Source organism: Pseudomonas sp. GW460-12-10-14-TSB1 (assembly GCF_017349775.1).
Taxonomy (GTDB): domain Bacteria; phylum Pseudomonadota; class Gammaproteobacteria; order Pseudomonadales; family Pseudomonadaceae; genus Aquipseudomonas; species Aquipseudomonas piscium.
This window is the reverse complement of the sequence record NZ_JACNAC010000027.1, coordinates 62789-82146: the sequence shown is the minus strand read 5'-3', so window position 1 is coordinate 82146 and position 19358 is coordinate 62789. Positions and strand designations below refer to the sequence as shown.

Genomic DNA, 19358 nt, shown 5'->3' with positions numbered 1-19358 from the left:
ATTGGGGTTTTGTTTTTGTGCGTAGAAAAACCATTCCGAATTGCAGCCGCTAGCAGCTTGATTGTGTCTGTCACGCTTTCTATGCAACAGCCTTAGGCATGGCTATCATGCCTGCCTCATTGTGAGGCGAGATCTGCATGCTGACATTGTTGGAGCTTCTGAAGGATGGGCGGTTTCACTCGGGCCAGGCCCTTGGTGCTGCCTTGGGTATTAGCCGCAGTGCCGTGTGGAAGCAGTTGCAGCAATTGGAGGCTGATCTGGGGCTCTCTATCCATAAAGTTCGCGGCCGCGGTTATCAACTGGCGGCTCCGCTGACGCTCCTGAGTCCGGCCGATATTTGCGAGCAGTCAAAGGATTGCCCTTGGACTGTGCTGGCTTTCGATTCCGTTGACTCTACAAATGCTGAAGCTCTGAGGGTTGTCGAGCGAGGCGTGCCCGCGCCGTTCCTGGTGCTCGCAGAGCGTCAGACGGCAGGGCGTGGTCGGAGAGGGCGCAAATGGGCGAGCCCTTTTGCAGAAAATGTTTATTACAGCCTCGTACTGCGTATTGATGGTGGAATGCGCCAGCTTGAAGGGCTCAGCTTGGTGGTCGGGCTGGCGGTCATGCAAACCTTACGCGAGTTTGGGATTGCTGATGCGGGCCTGAAGTGGCCAAACGATGTTTTGGTAGGGCGCAAAAAAATCGCCGGCATCCTGTTGGAGTTGGTTGGGGATCCTGCTGATGTCTGTCATGTGGTTCTGGGTGTAGGCATCAACGTCAACATGCAGAAAACCGACGAGGTTGATCAGCAGTGGACTTCTGTGCGGCTTGAGTCCGGCAAGCAGGTTGATCGCAACCAGCTGGTCGCTCGGCTGAGCATGATGCTGAAGGCTTACCTGGAGCGCCACCAGGCCCAGGGCTTTTCCTCTATTCAAGAGGAGTGGGAGCAGAATCACTTGTGGCAAGGTAGTGCGGTGTCTCTGATTGCCGGGGTCAATAAAATAGACGGTGTTGTTATGGGCATCGATCAGCAGGGTGCATTGCGATTGAAGGTAGATGGGGTTGAGAAGGTCTACAGCGGTGGTGAGCTCAGCTTGAGGTTGCGCGATGATTCTTGAGCTTGACTGTGGAAACAGCTTCATTAAGTGGCGTGTTCTGGACGATGCCGCGCTTGGGGTATTTGCTGAGGGTGTGGTTGATTCCGATGACGCTTTGGTGGGATATCTGCGTGCGCTAAGCGGTTTGCTCTTGACCCGCTGCCGCTTGGTCAGCGTGCGCACAGCCGAAGAGACGAACAAGCTTACTTCCATGTTGGTGCAGGCTTTTGGTGTGGCGGTGGTCTGTGCTGCGCCTGCGAAAGAAATGGCCGGCGTACGAAATGGTTATGAGGAGTTTGAGCGACTTGGCCTGGATCGCTGGCTTGCCATGCTGGGAGGATTTCGCCTTGCAGCTGGTGCCTGTCTGGTGCTCGATTTTGGAACGGCCGTTACTGCGGATTTCATTGCGGCGGATGGCGAGCATCTGGGTGGTTTTATCTGTCCAGGGATGCCGTTGATGCGTAATCAGTTGAGGACCCACACTCGTCGAATTCGTTATGACGATTTGTCTGCCGAGCGCGCGCTGGTCAATCTGTTGCCGGGGCGTACGACAGTTGAAGCGGTAGAGCGCGGCTGCTCATTGATGCTGAGAGGGTTTGTGCTGACTCAGTTGGAGCTGGCACGCGACTATTGGGGGGATGATTTCGTGGTGTTCCTCACTGGTGGTGATGCTGACCTGATTTCTGGTGTCGTGCCGCAGGGGCGAGTGGTCCCGGATCTGGTTTTTGTTGGATTGGCTATGGCGTGCCCATTGTCCTGAGGTTTTTATGCGCTGGTTGTTCCTGCTGCTCCTGGTTCTCAATGTGTTCTATTACGTCTGGCATCAGCAGGAAGCGCCTTTGCGTGCCAAGGAAGTAACGCCTCTGACGCTTTATAAAGGGTCCCAGCAGGATATTCGCTTGTTGAGTGAGTCATCTGACTCTGTCACTAGGCGTGACAAGGAGGGTGATGCTCACGGTGATTGCCTCTATATAGGCGGTCTTGCTCGTCGTGATCAGGCTCAAATGCTCGAGCAGCGCCTGTCGGCATTGGGTGTGGAGGCTCAGCTGAAATCTTTGAGTCGGCCCGATGCTTCTGGTTATTGGCTGCGTGTGGCGCCTGAAAGCAAGCATTTGCTGGATGATTCACTGCTGCAGAATCTTGCTAAAGAATTCAATGAGTTAAAACATAAAATAATGTCATGCGAAGGCATTGCAACTGTCGAATAGTTTGCATAGAATGGCGCCCGCTCCGCAGTGAAGACCTCTAGAGGTAGACGCAGCGAAGCGAGGTCAACGCAGCTAACCTCAGGTTTTTAATGAGAAAATGCTTGACAGAAGGGTGGCATGGTATAGAATGCTGCCTCGCTTAGGAGGGGTTCCCGAGCGGCCAAAGGGATCAGACTGTAAATCTGACGTCTACGACTTCGAAGGTTCGAATCCTTCCCCCTCCACCAGATTTTAGCGTGAGCTGCAAGCTCCGCGGGTATAGTTTAGTGGTAGAACCTCAGCCTTCCAAGCTGATGATGCGGGTTCGATTCCCGCTACCCGCTCCAAGTTTGCAGGTTGTGCAAAGTGTTTCGCTCTTGTAGCTCAGTTGGTAGAGCACACCCTTGGTAAGGGTGAGGTCAGCGGTTCAAATCCGCTCAAGAGCTCCATATAACAAGGCAGATATGAAAATATCTGCCTTTGTTTTAATGGCTTGTGTGACTTGCTCAATTCTTCTCCTAGGGGTGATTTCGATGGCTAAGGAAAAGTTCGAACGTAATAAGCCGCACGTCAACGTTGGTACCATTGGTCACGTTGACCACGGTAAAACCACTCTGACTGCTGCTCTGACTCGCGTCTGCTCCGAGGTTTTCGGTTCGGCTCGTGTTGACTTCGACAAGATCGACAGCGCCCCGGAAGAAAAAGCTCGTGGTATCACCATCAACACTGCACACGTAGAGTACGACTCGAACATTCGTCACTACGCGCACGTTGACTGCCCAGGTCACGCCGACTACGTCAAAAACATGATCACTGGTGCTGCCCAGATGGACGGCGCGATCTTGGTTTGCTCGGCTGCCGATGGTCCGATGCCACAAACTCGTGAGCACATCCTGCTGTCCCGTCAAGTAGGCGTTCCGTACATCGTTGTCTTCCTGAACAAGGCTGACATGGTTGACGATGCTGAGCTGCTGGAGCTGGTTGAGATGGAGGTGCGCGATCTGCTGAGCACTTACGACTTCCCAGGTGATGACACTCCAATCATCATCGGTTCGGCTCTGATGGCTCTGAACGGCCAAGACGACAACGAAATGGGTACTACCGCTGTTAAGAAGCTGGTAGAAACTCTGGATACCTACATCCCAGAGCCAGAGCGTGCTATCGACAAGCCGTTCCTGATGCCTATCGAAGACGTATTCTCGATCTCCGGTCGTGGCACCGTGGTAACTGGCCGTGTTGAGCGTGGTATCGTTCGCATCCAGGAAGAGGTTGAGATCGTTGGGCTGCGCGACACTCAGAAAACCACCTGCACCGGTGTTGAAATGTTCCGCAAGCTGCTCGACGAAGGTCGTGCTGGCGAGAACTGCGGCGTTCTGCTGCGCGGCACCAAGCGTGACGACGTTGAGCGTGGTCAGGTTCTGGTTAAGCCAGGTACCGTTAAGCCGCACACCAAGTTCACCGCTGAAGTGTACGTTCTGAGCAAAGAAGAAGGCGGCCGTCATACTCCGTTCTTCAAGGGTTACCGTCCGCAGTTCTACTTCCGTACTACTGACGTGACTGGTAACTGCGAGCTGCCAGAAGGCGTTGAAATGGTAATGCCAGGTGACAACATCCAGATGACTGTCACTCTGATCAAAACCATCGCGATGGAAGATGGTCTGCGTTTCGCTATCCGTGAAGGCGGTCGTACCGTCGGCGCTGGTGTCGTAGCCAAAGTCATCGAGTAAGTTCTTGATATATCTCCATCGGGCCGGCATAATGGTCGGCCTGATTTTGTTTTTAGGTCAGTAGCTCAATTGGCAGAGCGACGGTCTCCAAAACCGTAGGTTGGGGGTTCGATTCCCTCCTGACCTGCCAGATTCACTCGGTGTGTCTGGCTTTCTTTTCACAGGATCTTCATAGATGGCTCCTAAAGCTGAAGCTCAAGGCTCTCGCTTCGATCTGCTCAAGTGGCTTGTAGTAGTTGCTTTGGTGGTCGTTGGCGTTGTCGGTAATCAGTATTACTCTGCTTCGCCGATCCTGTACCGTGTACTCGCTTTGCTTGCTATCGCTGCTGTAGCTGCCTTTGTAGGCCTGCAGACTGCCAAGGGCAAGTCTTTCTTTGTACTGGTTAAGGAAGCTCGCGCCGAGATTCGTAAAGTCGTATGGCCAACTCGCCAAGAAACCACGCAGACCACGTTGATCGTAGTGGCTGTTGTTTTGGTTATGGCGTTGCTGTTGTGGGGGCTTGATTCCCTGCTCGGCTGGCTTGTTTCCTTGATTGTTGGCTAAGGGTGTCCCGTGGCTAAGCGTTGGTACGTTGTGCATGCTTACTCGGGTTACGAGAAGCATGTAATGCGTTCGTTGATCGAGCGCGTAAAGCTGGCTGGCATGGAAGATGGCTTTGGCGAAATTCTGGTTCCCACTGAAGAAGTGGTTGAGATGCGTAATGGCCAGAAACGCAAAAGCGAGCGCAAATTCTTCCCAGGTTATGTGCTGGTTCAGATGGATATGAATGAGGGTACTTGGCACTTGGTCAAGGATACTCCTCGGGTGATGGGTTTCATCGGTGGTACTGCCGACAAGCCTGCGCCAATCACGGATAAAGAGGCAGAAGCCATTCTGCGTCGTGTCGCTGATGGTAGTGACAAGCCTAAGCCCAAGACTCTGTTCGAGCCGGGTGAGGTTGTTCGTGTTACCGATGGTCCGTTTGCTGACTTTAACGGCACCGTCGAAGAAGTTAACTACGAAAAGAGCCGGATCCAAGTGGCTGTGCTCATTTTCGGTCGCTCTACTCCGGTAGAGCTAGAGTTCAGTCAGGTCGAAAAGGCATAACTGAACGAGAATCCCATACCCCGCAGCCCAAGGCTGTGGGGTTTTGTCGTCACTGGGATAAACGCGCAAGTAACCGGGGAGCCTTTCTAGGCGTTTGAACCCGTAATTGGAGTGCCTCATGGCTAAGAAGATTACTGCTTACATCAAGCTGCAAGTGAAGGCCGCACAGGCCAACCCAAGTCCACCCGTCGGTCCAGCTCTGGGTCAGCACGGCGTGAACATCATGGAGTTCTGCAAGGCCTTCAACGCCCGTACCCAGGGTCTTGAGCCAGGTCTGCCGACTCCTGTGATCATCACTGTTTACAGTGACCGCAGCTTCACTTTCGAAACTAAGAGCACCCCTGCTTCGGTTCTGCTGAAGAAAGCTGCTGGCCTGACCAGCGGTTCCGCTCGTCCGAACACCGTTAAGGTTGGCACCGTTACCCGTGCTCAGCTGGAAGAAATCGCGAAAACCAAAAACGCGGATCTGACTGCAGCTGATATGGATGCAGCCGTGCGTACTATCGCCGGTTCTGCTCGTAGCATGGGCCTTAACGTGGAGGGTGTGTAATGGCTAAGCTGACCAAGCGCCAAAAGGCTATCGCCGGCAAGATTGAAGCGGGCAAGGCCTACAGCTTCGTAGACGCAGCTGCTCTCCTGACCGAGCTGTCGACCGTCAAGTTCAGCGAGTCTGTTGACGTCGCTGTAAACCTGGGCGTTGACCCACGTAAATCCGACCAGGTTGTTCGCAGCGCTACCGTGCTGCCACACGGCACTGGCAAGACTGTACGTGTAGCTGTGTTCACCCAAGGCCCAGCTGCTGAAGCTGCCCTGGCTGCCGGCGCTGATCGCGTAGGTATGGACGACCTGGCTGCCGAAATGAAAGGCGGCGACCTGAACTATGACGTAGTTATTGCTTCCCCGGATGCAATGCGCGTTGTAGGTCAGCTGGGCCAGATCCTCGGTCCACGTGGTCTGATGCCTAACCCTAAGGTTGGTACCGTAACTCCAGACGTAGCTGGCGCTGTTAAAAACGCCAAGGCTGGTCAGGTTCGTTATCGCACCGACAAAAACGGCATTATCCACACCTCCGTTGGCAAGGTCGGCTTCGACGCCGTCAAGCTGAAGGAAAACGTTGAAGCCCTGATCGCTGACCTGAAGCGTATCAAACCAGCTTCCTCGAAAGGTATCTACGTCAAGCGCGTTACCCTGAGCACCACTATGGGCCCAGGTCTGGTCATCGACCAAGGTTCGCTGGACGTATAAGACACAGGTTGACGCAAGAGATTGCGTCAATTGAAAGATTGGGGTCCCTGCCTGGCGGGGGCTATCCAAGACCGTAGGCGACGCAAGTCTTAAACCACAAGCCTACGCAGATGGTGCTCCCGGTTCCTTACCGAATCAGACACCAAAACGACATCCGACCTCGGTTGGATGAAACGGTAACAAGCAGGAGTTAAACCCGTGGCAATTAAACTCGAAGACAAGAAGGCCATCGTCGCTGAAGTCAACGAGGCTGCCAAAGGCGCTCTGTCCGCTGTCGTGGCTGATGCCCGTGGTGTGACAGTAGGCGCTATGACCGGACTCCGTAAAGAGGCCCGCGAAGCTGGCGTGTATGTACGTGTCGTACGTAACACCCTGCTCAAGCGCGCTGTTGAAGGCACTCAATATGACGTGCTCAACGACGCGTTCGTCGGCCCTACCCTGATTGCATTCTCCAAGGAACATCCGGGCGCTGCTGCTCGTATTTTCAAAGAGTTCGCAAAGGGTCAGGAAAAGTTCGAGATCAAGGCAGCTGCGTTCGAGGGCAAGTACCTCGCAGCAAACGAGATCGACGTGTTGGCTTCGCTGCCAACTCGCGACGAAGCTATTGCGAAGCTGATGAGCGTGATCCAAGGCGCTACCAGCAAGCTGGCTCGTACTCTGGCGGCCATTCGCGACCAGAAAGAAGCTGCTGCTGCCTAAGGCACTGCAAGCCCTTTCAAAATCATATGTTTAATTTGATGGCTGCGTAGGCTGTCACCCCAATACAGGAATTTATAGTCATGTCTCTGACTAACGAGCAAATCATCGAAGCAATCGGCCAGAAAACCGTTCTGGAAGTTGTTGAGCTGATCAAAGCAATGGAAGAAACCTTCGGCGTTACCGCTGCTGTTGCCGCTGCTGGCCCAGCTGCTGCTGCCGCTGTTGTTGAAGAGCAAACTGAATTCAACGTCATGCTGACCGAAGCTGGCGAGAAGAAAGTTAACGTGATCAAGGCTGTACGTGAACTGACCGGTCTGGGCCTGAAAGAAGCCAAGGCTGTAGTTGACGGCGCTCCTGCAATGGTTCTGGAAGGCGTTGCTAAAGAAGCCGCTGACAAAGCCAAAGCAGCTCTGGAAGAAGCAGGCGCTAAAGTCGAGCTGAAGTAAGCATCGACTTTGTGTCTCCAGCCCAAGCGTTAAGCTGAGGCTGATGGCTGGTGGCTCTTGCCACCGGCCTTTTTCCGTTATTGGCAGCCGACTGGGTCGGTGCTTCTAACGTGCTGTAACCACCCTGTGCGGTGGCGCAAACCAAAGGGTTTGCACGATTTTCTGGCTGCTCCCGTCGGGAGGGGCCAAATAAGCAGGTGACCAAGCTGGGGAACGCTGATGGCTTACTCATATACTGAGAAAAAACGTATCCGCAAGGACTTTAGCAAGTTGCCGGACGTCATGGATGTGCCGTACCTCCTGGCCATCCAGCTGGATTCGTATCGTGAATTCTTGCAAGCGGGAGCGACTAAAGATCAGTTCCGCGACGTGGGCCTGCATGCGGCCTTCAAATCCGTTTTCCCGATCATCAGCTACTCCGGCAATGCTGCGTTGGAGTATGTCGGTTATCGCCTGGGCGAACCGGCATTTGATGTCAAAGAATGCGTGCTGCGCGGTGTAACTTACGCCGTACCTTTGCGGGTAAAAGTTCGTCTGATCATTTTCGACAAAGAATCGTCGAACAAAGCGATCAAGGACATCAAAGAGCAAGAAGTCTACATGGGTGAAATCCCCCTGATGACTGAGAACGGTACCTTCGTAATCAACGGTACCGAGCGTGTAATCGTTTCCCAGCTGCACCGTTCCCCTGGCGTATTCTTCGACCACGACCGTGGCAAGACGCACAGCTCCGGTAAGCTGCTGTACTCCGCACGCATCATTCCTTACCGCGGTTCCTGGTTGGACTTCGAGTTCGACCCGAAAGACTGCGTATTCGTGCGTATCGACCGTCGTCGCAAGCTGCCTGCATCGGTACTGCTGCGCGCGCTGGGCTACACCACTGAAGAAGTGCTGGATGCTTTCTACACCACCAACGTATTCCATGTGCGCGGCGAAAGCCTGAGCCTGGAGTTGGTGCCTCAGCGCCTGCGCGGTGAAATTGCAGTCCTCGATATTCAGGATGACAAAGGCAAGGTTATTGTCGAGCAGGGTCGTCGTATTACCGCTCGCCACATCAACCAGCTGGAAAAAGCCGGGATCAAAGAGCTGGAAGTGCCTCTGGACTACGTCCTGGGTCGTACTACCGCCAAGGTCATCGTGCATCCGGCCACCGGCGAAATCTTGGCAGAGTGCAACACCGAACTGAACACCGAGATCCTGGCGAAGATCGCCAAGGCTCAGGTTGTGCGCATCGAAACGCTGTACACCAACGATATCGATTGCGGTCCGTTCGTTTCCGACACTCTGAAGATCGACTCCACCACCAACCAGTTGGAAGCGTTGGTCGAGATCTATCGCATGATGCGTCCTGGCGAGCCTCCAACCAAGGATGCGGCCGAGACCCTGTTCAACAACCTGTTCTTCAGCCCTGAGCGTTATGACCTCTCTGCGGTCGGCCGGATGAAGTTCAACCGTCGTATCGGTCGTACCGAGATCGAAGGTTCGGGCGTGTTGTGCAAGGAAGACATCGTTGCGGTTCTGAAGACTCTGGTCGACATCCGTAACGGCAAAGGCATCGTCGATGACATCGACCACCTGGGTAACCGTCGTGTTCGCTGCGTAGGCGAGATGGCCGAGAACCAGTTCCGCGTTGGCCTGGTGCGTGTAGAGCGTGCGGTCAAAGAGCGTCTGTCGATGGCTGAAAGCGAAGGCCTGATGCCGCAAGACCTGATCAACGCCAAGCCAGTGGCTGCGGCGGTGAAGGAGTTCTTCGGTTCCAGCCAGCTGTCCCAGTTCATGGACCAGAACAACCCGCTGTCCGAGATCACCCACAAGCGTCGTGTCTCTGCACTCGGCCCAGGCGGTCTGACTCGTGAGCGCGCAGGCTTCGAAGTTCGTGACGTACACCCGACTCACTACGGTCGTGTATGCCCGATCGAGACGCCGGAAGGTCCGAACATCGGTCTGATCAACTCCCTGGCTGCCTATGCTCGCACCAACCAGTACGGCTTCCTCGAGAGCCCGTACCGCGTGGTGAAAGAAGGTCTGGTGACCGATGAGATCGTGTTCCTGTCCGCTATCGAAGAGGCCGATCACGTGATCGCCCAGGCTTCGGCGACCATGAACGACAAAGGTCAGCTGATCGATGAACTGGTAGCTGTTCGTCACCTGAACGAATTCACCGTCAAGGCGCCAGAAGACGTCACCTTGATGGACGTTTCGCCGAAGCAGGTAGTTTCGGTTGCAGCGTCGCTGATTCCGTTCCTCGAGCACGACGACGCCAACCGTGCGTTGATGGGTTCGAACATGCAGCGTCAGGCTGTACCAACCCTGCGTGCCGACAAGCCGCTGGTAGGTACCGGCATGGAGCGTAACGTTGCCCGTGACTCCGGCGTTTGCGTCGTGGCTCGCCGTGGCGGCGTGATCGACTCGGTTGACGCCAGCCGTATCGTGGTTCGTGTTGCAGATGACGAAGTTGAACCAGGCGAAGCCGGTGTCGACATCTACAACCTGACCAAATACACCCGCTCCAACCAGAACACCTGCATCAACCAGCGTCCGCTGGTGAGCAAGGGTGATCGGGTTCAGCGCAGCGATATCATGGCCGACGGTCCGTCCACCGACATGGGTGAACTGGCTCTGGGTCAGAACATGCGCATCGCGTTCATGGCGTGGAACGGCTTCAACTTCGAAGACTCCATCTGCCTGTCCGAGCGTGTGGTTCAGGAAGACCGCTTCACCACGATCCACATCCAGGAACTGACCTGTGTGGCCCGTGACACCAAGCTTGGCCCAGAGGAAATCACTGCGGACATCCCGAACGTGGGTGAGGCTGCACTGAACAAGCTGGACGAAGCCGGTATCGTTTATGTAGGTGCTGAAGTTGGCGCAGGCGATATCCTGGTCGGTAAGGTCACTCCGAAAGGCGAGACCCAGCTGACTCCGGAAGAAAAACTGCTGCGTGCAATCTTCGGTGAAAAAGCCAGCGACGTTAAAGACACCTCCCTGCGCGTACCTACCGGTACCAAGGGTACTGTCATCGACGTACAGGTCTTCACTCGTGACGGCGTAGAGCGTGACGCTCGTGCCCTGTCGATCGAGAAGAGCCAGCTCGACGAGATCCGCAAGGATCTGAACGAAGAGTTCCGTATCGTTGAAGGCGCCACTTTCGAACGTCTGCGTTCCGCTCTGGTCGGCCACAAAGCCGAAGGCGGCGCCGGTCTGAAGAAAGGTCAGGAAATCACCGACGAAGTACTCGACGGCCTTGAGCATGGTCAGTGGTTCAAACTGCGCATGGCTGAAGATGCTCTGAACGAGCAGCTTGAGAAGGCCCAGGCCTACATCGTTGATCGCCGCCGTCTGCTGGACGACAAGTTCGAAGACAAGAAGCGCAAGCTGCAGCAGGGCGATGACCTGGCTCCAGGCGTGCTGAAAATCGTCAAGGTTTACCTGGCAATCCGTCGTCGCATCCAGCCGGGCGACAAGATGGCCGGTCGTCACGGTAACAAGGGTGTGGTCTCCGTGATCATGCCGGTTGAAGACATGCCGCACGATGCCAATGGCACCCCGGTCGACGTCGTCCTCAACCCGTTGGGCGTACCTTCGCGTATGAACGTTGGTCAGATTCTCGAAACCCACCTGGGCCTCGCGGCCAAAGGTCTGGGCGAGAAGATCAACCGCATGGTCGAAGAGCAGCGCAAGGTCGCGGAACTGCGTAAGTTCCTGGACGAGATCTACAACCAGATCGGTGGCCGTAACGAAGATCTGGATAGCTTCTCCGATCAGGAAATCCTGGATCTGGCGAAAAACCTGCGCGGCGGCGTGCCGATGGCCACTCCGGTGTTCGACGGTGCCAAGGAAAGCGAAATCAAGGCCATGCTGAAACTGGCGGACCTGCCAGAAAGCGGCCAGATGCAGCTGACCGACGGCCGTACCGGCAACAAGTTCGAGCGCCCGGTTACTGTTGGCTACATGTACATGCTGAAGCTGAACCACTTGGTAGACGACAAGATGCACGCTCGTTCTACCGGTTCGTACAGCCTGGTTACCCAGCAGCCGCTGGGTGGTAAGGCGCAGTTCGGTGGTCAGCGTTTCGGGGAGATGGAGGTCTGGGCACTGGAAGCATACGGTGCTGCATACACTCTGCAAGAAATGCTCACAGTGAAGTCGGACGATGTGAACGGTCGGACCAAGATGTACAAAAACATCGTGGACGGCGATCACCGTATGGAGCCGGGCATGCCCGAGTCCTTCAACGTGTTGATCAAAGAAATTCGTTCCCTCGGCATCGATATCGATCTGGAAACCGAATAACACGTGACGCGAATCGAGAGCGGGGCAGGATTGCCCGCTCTCTGCTCCGCCAGGAGGAAAGGCCTTGAAAGACCTACTGAATTTGCTGAAAAACCAGGGTCAAGTCGAAGAGTTCGACGCCATCCGTATCGGATTGGCCTCGCCAGAGATGATCCGTTCGTGGTCGTTCGGTGAAGTTAAAAAGCCGGAAACCATCAACTACCGTACGTTCAAGCCTGAGCGTGACGGCCTGTTCTGCGCCAAGATCTTTGGCCCGGTAAAGGATTACGAGTGCCTGTGCGGTAAGTACAAGCGCTTGAAGCATCGTGGCGTGATCTGCGAGAAGTGCGGCGTTGAAGTTGCACTGGCCAAGGTTCGTCGTGAGCGCATGGCGCACATCGAACTGGCTTCGCCGGTTGCCCACATCTGGTTCCTGAAATCGCTGCCGTCCCGTATCGGCCTGCTGATGGACATGACCCTGCGTGATATCGAGCGTGTTCTCTACTTCGAGAGCTACGTCGTTATCGACCCGGGCATGACCACTCTGGAAAAAGGCCAGCTGCTCAACGACGAGCAGTACTTCGAAGCGCTGGAAGAGTTCGGTGACGACTTCGACGCCCGCATGGGTGCCGAGGCTGTCCGCGAGCTGCTGCACGCTATCGACCTGGAACACGAGATTGGCCGTCTGCGCGAAGAGATTCCGCAAACCAACTCGGAAACCAAGATCAAGAAGCTGTCCAAGCGTCTGAAGTTGATGGAAGCCTTCCAGGGTTCCGGCAACCTGCCAGAGTGGATGGTGCTGACCGTTCTGCCGGTTCTGCCGCCAGATCTGCGTCCACTGGTCCCGCTGGATGGCGGTCGTTTCGCGACTTCCGACCTCAACGATCTGTATCGTCGAGTGATCAACCGTAACAACCGTTTGAAGCGCCTGCTGGATCTGTCCGCTCCGGACATCATCGTGCGCAACGAAAAGCGTATGTTGCAGGAAGCTGTCGACGCACTGCTCGACAACGGTCGTCGTGGCCGCGCTATCACCGGTTCCAACAAGCGTCCTCTGAAATCCCTGGCCGACATGATCAAGGGTAAGCAAGGTCGTTTCCGTCAGAACTTGCTCGGTAAGCGTGTTGACTACTCCGGTCGTTCGGTAATTACCGTAGGTCCGACCCTGCGTCTGCATCAGTGCGGTCTGCCAAAGAAAATGGCTCTCGAGCTGTTCAAACCGTTCATTTTCGGCAAGTTGGAAATGCGTGGCCTGGCCACCACCATCAAAGCCGCGAAGAAAATGGTCGAGCGCGAGCTGCCAGAGGTTTGGGACGTTCTCGCCGAAGTGATTCGCGAACACCCGGTTCTCCTCAACCGTGCACCGACCCTTCACCGTCTGGGTATCCAGGCGTTTGAGCCGGTACTGATCGAAGGTAAGGCTATCCAGCTGCACCCTCTGGTCTGTGCTGCGTACAACGCCGACTTCGACGGCGACCAAATGGCCGTGCACGTACCGCTGACACTGGAAGCCCAGCTGGAAGCGCGTGCGTTGATGATGTCGACCAACAACATCCTGTCGCCAGCCAACGGTGAGCCAATCATCGTTCCGTCGCAGGACGTTGTATTGGGTCTGTACTACATGACTCGTGAAGCGATCAACGCCAAGGGCGAAGGTCGTGTGTTCGCGGATCTGCAGGAAGTTGACCGCGTGTTCCGTGCCGGCGAAGCCGCACTGCATGCCAAGGTCAAGGTGCGGATCACCGAAACCGTCAACGATCGTGATGGCGGCAGCGTGACCAACACCCGTATCGTCGACACCACTGTCGGCCGTGCGCTGTTGTTCCAGGTTGTGCCAAAAGGTCTGTCGTACGACGTCGTCAACCTGCCGATGAAGAAGAAGGCGATCTCCAAGCTGATCAACCAGTGCTACCGCGTGGTTGGTCTGAAAGAGACCGTGATCTTCGCTGACCAGCTGATGTACACCGGTTTTGCCTACTCGACCATTTCCGGCGTTTCCATCGGTGTTAACGACTTCGTTATCCCGGACGAGAAGGCCCGCATCATCGGTACTGCTACCGATGAAGTGAAGGAAATCGAGAGCCAGTACGCCTCCGGCCTGGTAACCCAGGGCGAGAAGTACAACAAAGTGATCGACCTTTGGTCGAAAGCGAACGACGAAGTTTCCAAGGCGATGATGGCCAACCTCTCGAAAGAGAAAGTCATCGACCGTCACGGCGACGAAGTCGAGCAAGAATCGTTCAACTCGATGTACATGATGGCCGACTCGGGTGCGCGGGGTTCCGCAGCACAGATTCGTCAGCTGGCCGGTATGCGTGGTCTGATGGCCAAGCCGGACGGTTCCATCATCGAAACGCCGATTACTGCGAACTTCCGTGAAGGTCTGAGCGTACTCCAGTACTTCATCTCGACTCACGGTGCTCGTAAAGGTCTGGCGGATACCGCGTTGAAAACTGCGAACTCCGGTTACCTGACTCGTCGTCTGGTAGACGTGGCGCAGGATCTGGTTGTAACCGAGATCGACTGCGGCACCGAGCACGGCCTGCTGATGACTCCGCACATTGAAGGCGGTGACGTTGTTGAGCCGCTGGGTGAGCGCGTGTTGGGTCGTGTTATCGCCCGTGACGTATTCAAGCCAGGTACCGAGGACGTTATCGTTCCTGCCGGCACTCTGGTCGACGAGAAGTGGGTCGAGTTCATCGAGCTGAACAGCATCGACGAAGTGATCGTGCGTTCGCCGATCAGCTGCGAAACCCGCTACGGCATTTGCGCCAAGTGCTACGGCCGCGACCTGGCTCGTGGTCACCAGGTGAACATCGGTGAAGCTGTCGGCGTTATCGCTGCTCAGTCCATCGGTGAGCCGGGTACCCAGCTGACGATGCGTACGTTCCACATCGGTGGTGCGGCAAGCCGGACCTCCGCGGCCGACAGCGTTCAGGTGAAGAACGGCGGTACCGTCCGTCTGCACAACCTGAAGCATGTTGAGCGAGTGGACGGTCACCTGGTTGCTGTGTCCCGTTCCGGTGAACTGGCGATCGCGGATGACTTCGGTCGTGAGCGCGAGCGTTACAAGCTGCCGTACGGTGCTGTGATTTCGGTTAAAGAGGGTGACAAGGTCGACGCTGGCTCTATCGTGGCCAAGTGGGATCCGCACACTCACCCAATCGTTACCGAAATGAAAGGTACCGTGACCTACGTGGGCATGGAAGAAGGCATCACGATCAAGCGTCAGACTGACGAATTGACCGGTATGACCAACATTGAAGTGCTCGACGCCAAGGATCGTCCGGCTGCAGGTAAGGACATCCGTCCTGCAGTGAAGATGGTGGGTGACGATGGCAAGGATCTGCTGTTGCCAGGTACCGACGTACCGGCTCAGTACTTCCTGCCAGCCAACGCACTGGTCGGTGTTGCGGACGGTGCGCGGATCGCGATCGGTGACGTTATTGCTCGTATTCCGCAAGAAACTTCGAAGACTCGTGACATCACCGGTGGTCTGCCGCGTGTTGCCGACCTGTTCGAAGCTCGTCGTCCGAAAGAGGCCTCGATCCTGGCTGAAGTCAGCGGCACCATCGCGTTCGGTAAAGAGACCAAAGGCAAGCGCCGTCTGGTCATTACCCCGAACGACGGTAGCGATCCGTACGAAGAGCTGATTCCGAAGTGGCGCCACCTGAACGTCTTCGAAGGCGAACAGGTAAACCGCGGCGAAGTTATCTCCGACGGTCCAAGCGATCCACACGACATCCTGCGTCTGCTGGGTGTGAGTGCGCTGGCCAAGTACATCGTGAACGAGATCCAGGACGTTTACCGTCTGCAAGGCGTGAAGATCAACGACAAGCACATCGAGACCATCCTGCGTCAGATGCTGCGTAAGGTTGAGATCGCTGAATCCGGCGATTCCAGTTTCATCAAGGGCGACCAGATGGAGCTGACTCACGTACTGGTAGAGAACGAGCGTCTGAACACCGAAGACAAGTTTGTCGCCAAGTTCACCCGCGTTCTGCTGGGTATCACCAAGGCGTCGCTGTCGACCGAATCGTTCATCTCGGCGGCCTCTTTCCAAGAGACCACTCGCGTACTGACCGAAGCGGCGGTAACCGGCAAGCGCGATTACCTGCGCGGCCTGAAAGAAAACGTGGTCGTGGGTCGCCTGATCCCGGCTGGTACCGGCCTGGCGTATCACAGCGAGCGTAAGCGTCGTCGTGATGCCGACAAGCCGCTGCGCGTAAGCGCAAGTGAAGTTGAAGCTGCACTGACCGAAGCGCTGAACTCCAGCGGTAACTGAGGTCTGCAGTAGATTGAGATAGGGCCCTGGCTTTTTCGCTCACGAATCAAGACGATTTTGTCGGGGTTCGCTGATCGGGGAGGCCGGGGCCTTGCCTTGACTGGGGACAAGATCCTCTTTAGACTCTTGTACCCCTAAATTTGGTTGGGCTTGCGCCCTGCCATTTTGTTTATGTCGAAAGACAACAGTGGAGCTAGTAGATGGCAACTATCAACCAGCTGGTACGTCAGCCGCGTAAGCGTATCGTCGAGAAATCCGACGTACCTGCGCTGCAGAACTGCCCGCAACGTCGTGGCGTGTGCACTCGCGTGTATACCACTACGCCGAAAAAACCTAACTCGGCACTGCGTAAAGTATGCCGTGTGCGTCTGACCAACGGTTTCGAGGTTTCCTCGTACATCGGTGGTGAAGGCCACAACCTGCAAGAACACAGCGTGGTACTGATCCGCGGCGGTCGTGTAAAAGACTTGCCAGGTGTTCGTTACCACACCGTTCGCGGCTCCCTGGATACCTCCGGCGTTAAAGGTCGTAACCAAGGTCGTTCGAAGTACGGTACCAAGCGTCCGAAGTAATCGGCCGTTTTGCAGTTAATTATTTTATTGAGTCGATAAGAGTAAGGTCGGGCACGAGTCCTTTGGATCAACTGTCCCGAGCTAACCTGAAGACCGTTTGAGGGCTTATCATGCCAAGACGTCGCGTAGCAGCCAAACGTGAGATTCTGGACGATCCGAAATACGGAAGCCAGATCCTCGCCAAGTTCATGAACCACGTAATGGAAAGCGGCAAGAAAGCCGTTGCCGAACGTATCGTTTATGGCGCGCTGGAAAAAGTTAAAGAACGCAAGAACAGCGATCCCCTGGAAATCTTCGAGAAAGCTCTCGACGCCATCGCTCCGCTGGTCGAAGTGAAGTCGCGCCGTGTTGGCGGTGCTACTTACCAGGTTCCGGTCGAAGTTCGTCCGTCCCGTCGTAACGCTCTGGCAATGCGCTGGTTGGTAGACTTCGCCCGTAAGCGCGGCGAGAAGTCTATGGCTCTGCGCTTGGCTGGCGAACTGCTGGACGCTGCCGAAGGCAAAGGTGCTGCAGTTAAGAAGCGTGAAGACGTACACCGTATGGCTGAAGCCAACAAGGCTTTCTCGCACTACCGCTTCTAATATCGGCATCATTCATTTTGCGAGGGCTTTATGGCTCGTACTACAGCAATCAACCGCTACCGTAACATCGGTATCTGTGCCCACGTTGACGCGGGCAAGACTACCACTACCGAGCGGATCCTGTTCTACACAGGTCTCAGCCACAAGATGGGTGAGGTGCATGACGGCGCTGCTACCACCGACTGGATGGTGCAGGAGCAGGAGCGTGGTATCACCATTACCTCCGCTGCTGTAACTACCTTCTGGAAAGGCTCGCGCGGCCAATACGATAACTATCGTGTAAACGTTATCGATACTCCTGGCCACGTAGACTTCACCATTGAAGTAGAGCGTTCGCTGCGCGTACTCGACGGCGCGGTCGTTGTGTTCTGCGGTACTTCCGGTGTTGAGCCTCAGTCCGAAACCGTATGGCGTCAAGCCAACAAGTACGGCGTTCCACGTGTTGTTTACGTGAACAAGATGGACCGTGCCGGTGCCAACTTCCTGCGCGTTGTTGCTCAGATCAAAAACCGTCTGGGTCACACCCCGGTTCCAGTTCAGCTGGCTATCGGCGCAGAAGATAACTTCGAAGGTCAGATCGATCTGATCAAGATGAAGGCTATCTACTGGAACGACGACGACAAGGGTACTACCTATCGCGAGGAAGAAATTCCTGCCGATATGCTGGACCTGGCTAACGAGTGGCGCTCCAACATGGTTGAAGCTGCTGCCGAAGCCAACGAAGAGCTGATGAACAAGTACCTTGAAGAAGGTGAGCTGACCGTCGAAGAGATCAAGGCAGGCCTGCGCGCGCGCACCCTGGCCAGCGAGATCGTTCCGGCTGTCTGCGGTTCCTCGTTCAAGAACAAGGGCGTTCCGCTGGTTCTCGACGCTGTCATCGACTTCCTGCCGGCTCCGACTGAGATCCCTGCGATCCAGGGTATCCATCCGGACAACATGGACGACGAAAACGCTCCGAAAATCGAGCGTCACGCCGACGATAGCGAGCCGTTTTCGGCTCTGGCGTTCAAGATTGCTACCGACCCGTTCGTGGGTACCCTGACCTTCGTGCGCGTTTACTCGGGCATGCTGCAGTCTGGCGACTCCGTGATCAACTCGGTCAAGGGCAAGAAAGAGCGCGTTGGTCGTATGGTGCAGATGCACGCCAACCAGCGTGAAGAAATCAAGGAAGTTCTCGCGGGCGACATCGCCGCGCTGATCGGCATGAAGGACGTCACCACTGGTGACACCCTGTGTGATGCTGCCAGCCCGGTTATCCTCGAGCGTATGGATTTCCCTGAGCCGGTAATTTCGGTAGCTGTTGAGCCGAAAACCAAGCAAGACCAGGAGAAGATGGGTATTGCACTGGGCAAGTTGGCTCAGGAAGACCCGTCGTTCCGCGTCAAGACTGACGAAGAAACTGGTCAGACCATCATCTCGGGTATGGGTGAGCTTCACCTGGACATCCTCGTTGATCGCATGAAGCGCGAGTTCAACGTCGAAGCGAACATCGGTAAGCCGCAGGTTTCCTACCGCGAGAAGATCACCGTCGGCTGTGAAGTTGAAGGTAAGTTCGTTCGTCAATCCGGCGGTCGTGGCCAGTTCGGTCATTGCTGGATCCGTTTTGCTCCGGCAGACGTCGACGAAAAAGGCAATATCACTGAAGGTCTGGTGTTTGCCAACGAGGTCGTTGGTGGTGTGGTTCCGAAGGAATACATCCCGGCAATCCAGAAGGGTATCGAAGAGCAGATGAAGAACGGCGTTGTCGCCGGCTATCCGCTGATCGGCCTGAAGGCTACCGTGTTTGATGGTTCTTACCACGACGTCGACTCTAACGAGATGGCGTTTAAGGTAGCGGCCTCCATGGCGACCAAGCAGCTGCGTGAGAAGGGCAAGGGCGTAGTTCTTGAGCCGATCATGAAGGTTGAAGTAGTAACCCCTGAGGACTACATGGGTGACGTGATGGGTGACCTGAACCGTCGTCGTGGTCTGATCCAGGGTATGGAAGACTCGGTCTCTGGCAAGGTTATCCGTGCTGAAGTGCCGCTGGGTGAAATGTTCGGTTATGCGACCGACGTTCGTTCCATGTCCCAGGGTCGCGCGAGCTACTCCATGGAGTTCTCCAAGTACGCCGAAGCTCCGTCGAATATCGTCGAAGCACTCGTTAAAAAACAAGGCTAATCCAGCCCTTTAGGCAAGAGG

The 19358-nt window shown here is 55.6% G+C and carries 15 protein-coding genes and 4 tRNA genes; all 19 read left to right on the top strand.

Features of this window, described 5'->3' with window-relative positions; genetic code table 11:
- Positions 1-137: 137 nt before the first annotated feature.
- The 19 genes from birA (at position 138) to fusA (ending at position 19337) form a co-directional block, all read left to right on the top strand.
- Complete coding sequence (gene birA / locus J4D52_RS17110) at positions 138-1097, top strand: bifunctional biotin--[acetyl-CoA-carboxylase] ligase/biotin operon repressor BirA (RefSeq protein WP_102677177.1); 960 nt, start codon at positions 138-140, stop codon at positions 1095-1097.
- A complete protein-coding gene (locus J4D52_RS17105) occupies positions 1087-1836 on the top strand; it encodes a pantothenate kinase (RefSeq protein WP_102677176.1) in 750 nt (249 codons plus the stop codon). Before birA ends, J4D52_RS17105 begins: the two co-directional genes overlap by 11 nt.
- A 7-nt stretch (positions 1837-1843) precedes the next feature.
- Positions 1844-2284, top strand: coding sequence for a hypothetical protein (locus J4D52_RS17100; protein WP_102677175.1), 441 nt, complete (start codon positions 1844-1846; stop codon positions 2282-2284).
- 142 nt (positions 2285-2426) lie between these two features.
- A tRNA-Tyr gene (locus J4D52_RS17095) sits at positions 2427-2511 on the top strand.
- Between the two features lie 25 nt (positions 2512-2536).
- A tRNA-Gly gene (locus J4D52_RS17090) sits at positions 2537-2610 on the top strand.
- Between the two features lie 26 nt (positions 2611-2636).
- Positions 2637-2712: transfer RNA gene (locus J4D52_RS17085), tRNA-Thr, on the top strand.
- An 84-nt stretch (positions 2713-2796) separates the two neighbouring features.
- Positions 2797-3990 (top strand): elongation factor Tu, encoded by a 1194-nt coding sequence (gene tuf / locus J4D52_RS17080; RefSeq protein ID WP_007924207.1) that lies wholly within the window; start codon positions 2797-2799, stop codon positions 3988-3990.
- A 54-nt stretch (positions 3991-4044) separates the two neighbouring features.
- Positions 4045-4120: transfer RNA gene (locus tag J4D52_RS17075), tRNA-Trp, on the top strand.
- Between the two features lie 45 nt (positions 4121-4165).
- The gene (secE, locus tag J4D52_RS17070) at positions 4166-4534 is read left to right on the top strand and encodes a preprotein translocase subunit SecE (protein WP_102677174.1); all 369 of its coding nucleotides are present in this window, start codon (positions 4166-4168) and stop codon (positions 4532-4534) included.
- A gap of 9 nt (positions 4535-4543) precedes the next feature.
- Positions 4544-5077, top strand: coding sequence for a transcription termination/antitermination protein NusG (gene nusG, locus J4D52_RS17065; RefSeq protein WP_002555501.1), 534 nt, complete (start codon positions 4544-4546; stop codon positions 5075-5077).
- Positions 5078-5195: 118 nt separating this feature from the next.
- Positions 5196-5627, top strand: coding sequence for a 50S ribosomal protein L11 (gene rplK, locus J4D52_RS17060; RefSeq protein ID WP_003176435.1), 432 nt, complete (start codon positions 5196-5198; stop codon positions 5625-5627).
- A complete protein-coding gene (gene rplA, locus J4D52_RS17055; protein WP_007925952.1) occupies positions 5627-6322 on the top strand; it encodes a 50S ribosomal protein L1 in 696 nt (231 codons plus the stop codon). Before rplK ends, rplA begins: the two co-directional genes overlap by 1 nt.
- A gap of 198 nt (positions 6323-6520) precedes the next feature.
- Positions 6521-7021, top strand: coding sequence for a 50S ribosomal protein L10 (gene rplJ, locus J4D52_RS17050; protein WP_007925954.1), 501 nt, complete (start codon positions 6521-6523; stop codon positions 7019-7021).
- An 80-nt stretch (positions 7022-7101) separates the two neighbouring features.
- The gene (gene rplL, locus J4D52_RS17045; protein WP_007925956.1) at positions 7102-7467 is read left to right on the top strand and encodes a 50S ribosomal protein L7/L12; all 366 of its coding nucleotides are present in this window, start codon (positions 7102-7104) and stop codon (positions 7465-7467) included.
- A 219-nt stretch (positions 7468-7686) separates the two neighbouring features.
- Entirely contained in the window at positions 7687-11760 is a 4074-nt protein-coding gene (gene rpoB, locus J4D52_RS17040; protein ID WP_007925957.1) for a DNA-directed RNA polymerase subunit beta, read from the top strand.
- A 64-nt stretch (positions 11761-11824) separates the two neighbouring features.
- Positions 11825-16024: a DNA-directed RNA polymerase subunit beta' gene (gene rpoC, locus J4D52_RS17035; protein ID WP_025804435.1), complete on the top strand. Its 4200-nt coding sequence runs from the start codon at positions 11825-11827 to the stop codon at positions 16022-16024.
- A 200-nt stretch (positions 16025-16224) separates the two neighbouring features.
- On the top strand, positions 16225-16596 hold the full coding sequence (rpsL, locus tag J4D52_RS17030) for a 30S ribosomal protein S12 (protein ID WP_003186084.1): 372 nt from the start codon (positions 16225-16227) through the stop codon (positions 16594-16596).
- A 110-nt stretch (positions 16597-16706) separates the two neighbouring features.
- Complete coding sequence (gene rpsG / locus J4D52_RS17025) at positions 16707-17177, top strand: 30S ribosomal protein S7 (RefSeq protein WP_007925959.1); 471 nt, start codon at positions 16707-16709, stop codon at positions 17175-17177.
- Positions 17178-17207: 30 nt separating this feature from the next.
- The gene (fusA, locus tag J4D52_RS17020; protein WP_025804434.1) at positions 17208-19337 is read left to right on the top strand and encodes an elongation factor G; all 2130 of its coding nucleotides are present in this window, start codon (positions 17208-17210) and stop codon (positions 19335-19337) included.
- Positions 19338-19358 lie beyond the last annotated feature (21 nt).